Genomic DNA, 3,923 nt, shown 5'->3' on the forward strand with positions numbered 1-3,923 from the left:
TACCGATACCGAACGGAATACGGTATTTGCTGCTCTGGTCAGCCAGGCTGACGGTCAGGTTGCCCTGGGTACGGCTCGGGATCCGCACCTGCTGGGTGCCTGTCAGATTGGCGTGGACTGATGCCAGCAGATCGCCAGACTCGTCACGCACTTCCAGCATCGGATTGGCTTTGCCATCCATTGCGGCAGTGGCGTTCCAGTTCACAAACAGCACGCCGGGCATGGCATTGAAGTCAGCCGGTACGGAAGCTTGGGCGAAACCAGTGGTCATCAGGCCTGCAACGGCCAGCATCTTGATTACGTTTTTCATGTTCATTCACTCTCTTGTTTTATATGTCATTGCCAAGGCCTTTTCGGCCAGAATCAATGCATCCATGCAAGAGGTTATTCAAATAGTGTGTTGTTCTTTCACCGACATCAGACAGACCGATTTGGTTTGTCACAGTGCGGAACTACCCGCATATTTGGCCGCTCGACGTTCCTGCCTAAGCGTTGATTGAATATTAAAGTCACATGACCTAACTTGTTAGCGAGATAAACTGGCAAACATATTCAAAAAAATTGAAGGTGAGGAATGGCCAAGGAATCGAACAAGGAGCGGGCGCTGACCCTGGAGGCAATCCGAGTGCTGGATGCCATCGACCGCCGCGGTAGCTTTGCGGCGGCGGCCGACGAGCTGGGCAAGGTGCCCTCGGCATTGAGCTATACGGTGCAGAAGCTGGAAGACGAACTGGATGCCATGCTGTTTGACCGCAGTGGCCACCGCACCAAGTTCACCCCGGCGGGACGCATGCTGCTGGAGCGCGGCCGGGTGCTGCTGGAGGCAGCCGAGCATCTGGTGGGCGAGACCCGGGCATTGGCCCGTGGCTGGGAAACCGACATCACAGTCGCCGTCGATGCGCTGGTCCCGGTGCAGGCCCTCTACCCCTTGGTGGAGAAGCTGGCCGAGCAGACCGATACCCGACTGCGGCTGCGGGCCGAGGTGCTGGCGGGTAGCTGGGAGTGTCTGGAAGATGGCCGCGCCGACCTGCTTATCTCCTCCATCAACCCGGACATCATGATGACCGGCATCAAGCATCAGGTGATCAAGGACGAGGTGATGCTCTACGTCGCCCATCCCGATCATCCGCTGCATCAGGAGCCCGAACCCTTGGCCGACGAGACCCTGCGCAGCTACCGCGCCATCGCGGTGGCCGACACAGCCCTGCGCAAACCGGTTCTCACCTACCGCCTGCTGGACAAGCAGCCGCGCCTCACTGTCAGCACCATGACGGAGAAACGGGATGCCCTGCTGGCAGGGATCGGGGTCGGCACCATGCCACAGAGCTGGATTGAGGAGGACATCCGAGCCGGACGGCTTAAGGTGATCAGCCCCGAATATCGCCATCAGCTGCAGGTCGTGCTGGCCTGGCGGCGAGACACCATGGGCAAGGCCAAAAGCTGGCTGGTGCGGGAGATCCCAAAACTGTTTGTGACTGGTGAGAAATGAGATCCAGTTAACAGAAATGTTAATTGCATGCCTCACTTGACGCCCAATATCTTTGCTGATTTCATAGCCGCCTCATTGAACCCATGGAAGCTGTAGAAAATGAAAAAGAGTTTGCTGGTTGCCCTCACCACCCTGCCCCTGTTTGCCAATGCCGGCCTGATGGATTCGCTGACCGACAGCGTCACCAGCAGCGTCAAGGATGCGGCCAGCACTGCCGTATCCGGTGCCATGGACAGCGCATCCAACGAAGCCATCAAAAAGGCGCTGGATATCAAGGAAGGCGGCTCCAACAAGCAGGCAGTCAAAGATAAGCTGGGCGTTCCTGCCACCACCAAGACTGAATCCGGTCTGGAAGTGTGGACCTATGATCTGGATGCCCTGAAGAAGGCTTCTCCGCTGCTGGCAGAGACAACCACAACCCTGCTGAAAGATACCGACGCCGCCAAGAAAAACGTGGTCATCAAGTTCGAAGGCGAAACCGTCAAGAAAGTAGAGCTGACCGACGAGGCTCAGGGCTAAGTTCGCTCGTCCGGTGGAGTGGGCTGCACACCCGCACCGACACAGATAGCAAGAGGGGGAGCATCAGGCTCCCCTCTTTTATTGGCAATCACCAGCGTTCAACCACTCTGCTGCTCAACGCAGTAAGCGCAAAAAGGGTAGCCTCGGCCACCCTTGGGTTGATAACAGCAGTCGCTGTTACTGGTTCGCTTCGGCGAACTGCTTCATCGCTTCGGCGTGCTTGGTCATGCCGGCGGCACGCTCGTTGAGCTTCTTGATGAACTCCGCCTTCTTGGCAGGATCCTCGATGCGGTCATAACGTTGCTGCAGGTTGGCCTGGATCTGCTCCGGGGTCATGTTCTGCAGACGAGCCATCTTGTCGTGGCGGCCACCGTGGTGTTTGCCACCCATCATGCCACCGCCATCCATCGGGCAGTCCACCATGGCACCGGGCTGGCCGGTGGGGGCCGCTTCACTGGCAGCATAGGCACCCAGCGGCAGGCCAAGGATCAGGGTGGCGGTCAGCAGGGTTTTGGTCAGCTTTTTCATGGTCTATCTCCTGTAGGGATGATTCTGGTTCGGCGCTCTTGCCTTGCCCTCAAGTAAACACCCTATCGGTGTCTGAACTTTGCCAGCGTCGCCCTTTTTTGTAGCAGAGTGTGGCATCGTGCGGATCTGGCACACTTTGACACAAACCGCCGGCCGGATTTTCGTATACTCGGGCCAACGCCAAGCAGGGGAGGTATTCATGAACCAGGGCAACACCCACATTCTGGTGGTCGACGACCACAGCGAGATCCGCGATCTGTTGAAGCGCTTTCTGGAACAGCACGGCCTGCGGGTCAGCTGCGCCCGGGATGGCAAGGAGATGAAGCGACTGCTGGAGGAGCGGGAGTTCGACCTGCTGGTGCTGGACCTGATGATGCCGGGTGAAGATGGCCTCACCCTCTGCCGTGAGCTGCGGGTCAAATCGAACCTGCCCATCATCATGCTGACCGCCATGGGGGAAGAGACCGACCGCATCATCGGGCTGGAGATGGGCGCCGATGACTATCTGGCCAAGCCCTTCAACCCGCGCGAGCTGCTGGCGCGCATCAAGGCGGTGATGCGCCGCACCCAGGCCGAGACCCAACCCGCCGCCGAAACCCTGACCCGGGATCTGCGCTTCGATCGCTGGTTGCTCGACGTCAATCGCCGGGAGCTGGTCGATGAGGATGGAGTGGGCCTCAGCCTCTCCACCGCCGAGTTCGATCTGCTCAAGGTGTTTCTGGAACGCCCGCAGCGAGTGCTGAGCCGGGATCAACTGCTGGATCTGGCCCGTGGCCGCGAGGCGGTAGCCTTCGATCGCGCCATCGATACTCTGGTGAGCCGGCTGCGCCGCAAGCTGGAGCGGGATCCCAAGAATCCGGAGCTGATCAAGACCATCTGGGGTGGCGGCTATATGTTCTCCGCCGACGTGACGCAGGTTTAAGCAGTGGGCACCTTGCGACGACTGTGGGCACGGATGTGGCCCAAGGGGCTGACCGGCCAGATCATTCTGGTGGCGCTGGCAGGGTTGATCCTGATCCAGCTGCTCAGCATCCAGATCTACCGCACGGATCGGGAGGAGGCGCTCGGCTTCGTCAACAGCCGCAACGCCATGCAGCGGATCATCTCGGTGGTCAGACTGCTCTCCCTCTCTCCCCCGTCCCTCTATGACGAGATCCTCAAGGCGAGCCGCAGCGAGACCCTGCTGCTGCGCCTCTCCGACGAACCGCTGCAACCGGATAACCGCAGCCCCCGCTTCGAGCAGCTGGTGCGCTCGCGCCTCAACTATCCCCCCGGCCTCACGGTCGAGATCAGTGCCGAACTGAAGGAGGATAACCAGCGCAGCAAGGCGTGGGAACATCATGCCCGCATGATGCGGGATCGCAAGGGACCGCCCCCGCCGCGGGAT

The 3,923-nt window shown here is 59.7% G+C and carries 5 protein-coding genes and 1 pseudogene; 4 read left to right on the top strand and 2 right to left on the bottom strand.

Going from position 1 to position 3,923, the window contains the following annotated elements:
• A partial coding sequence (locus AACS18_RS08390; protein WP_108614106.1) for a hypothetical protein occupies positions 1-316 on the bottom strand: 316 nt, incomplete at its 3' end.
• 258 nt (positions 317-574) lie between these two features.
• Between AACS18_RS08390 and AACS18_RS08395 the strand changes: the two genes are divergently transcribed.
• Both AACS18_RS08395 and AACS18_RS08400 read left to right on the top strand, forming a co-directional pair.
• A complete protein-coding gene (locus AACS18_RS08395; RefSeq protein WP_108614103.1) occupies positions 575-1,489 on the top strand; it encodes a LysR family transcriptional regulator in 915 nt (304 codons plus the stop codon).
• 99 nt (positions 1,490-1,588) lie between these two features.
• Positions 1,589-2,008, top strand: a complete 420-nt coding sequence (locus AACS18_RS08400; protein WP_108614104.1) for a hypothetical protein — start codon at positions 1,589-1,591, stop codon at positions 2,006-2,008.
• Between the two features lie 177 nt (positions 2,009-2,185).
• On the opposite strand, the gene AACS18_RS08405 is transcribed toward AACS18_RS08400, so the two are convergent.
• Positions 2,186-2,536 carry a hypothetical protein gene (locus tag AACS18_RS08405; RefSeq protein ID WP_108614105.1) on the bottom strand — a complete coding sequence of 117 codons (351 nt, stop codon included), beginning with the start codon at positions 2,534-2,536 and terminating at the stop codon, positions 2,186-2,188.
• A gap of 199 nt (positions 2,537-2,735) precedes the next feature.
• Here AACS18_RS08405 and AACS18_RS08410 point away from each other — a divergent pair, with 199 nt between their 5' ends.
• Together AACS18_RS08410 and AACS18_RS08415 are read left to right on the top strand one after the other, a co-directional pair.
• Positions 2,736-3,458, top strand: coding sequence for a response regulator (locus AACS18_RS08410; RefSeq protein ID WP_005336534.1), 723 nt, complete (start codon positions 2,736-2,738; stop codon positions 3,456-3,458).
• 33 nt (positions 3,459-3,491) lie between these two features.
• Positions 3,492-3,923: pseudogene (locus AACS18_RS08415) on the top strand (ATP-binding protein); the annotation flags it as partial.

Origin of the sequence: Aeromonas sp. HMWF015 (genome assembly GCF_963878965.1) — a bacterium.
GTDB classification, from domain to species: domain Bacteria; phylum Pseudomonadota; class Gammaproteobacteria; order Enterobacterales; family Aeromonadaceae; genus Aeromonas; species Aeromonas veronii.

What these genes read in the sequence shown, in the direction of transcription:
- AACS18_RS08405 (WP_108614105.1), bottom strand. Translation starts at nt 2,536, where the DNA reads ATGAAAAAGCTGACCAAAACCCTGCTGACCGCCACCCTGATCCTTGGC.
- AACS18_RS08410 (WP_005336534.1), top strand. Translation starts at nt 2,736, where the DNA reads ATGAACCAGGGCAACACCCACATTCTGGTGGTCGACGACCACAGCGAG.
- AACS18_RS08400 (WP_108614104.1), top strand. Translation starts at nt 1,589, where the DNA reads ATGAAAAAGAGTTTGCTGGTTGCCCTCACCACCCTGCCCCTGTTTGCC.
- AACS18_RS08395 (WP_108614103.1), top strand. Translation starts at nt 575, where the DNA reads ATGGCCAAGGAATCGAACAAGGAGCGGGCGCTGACCCTGGAGGCAATC.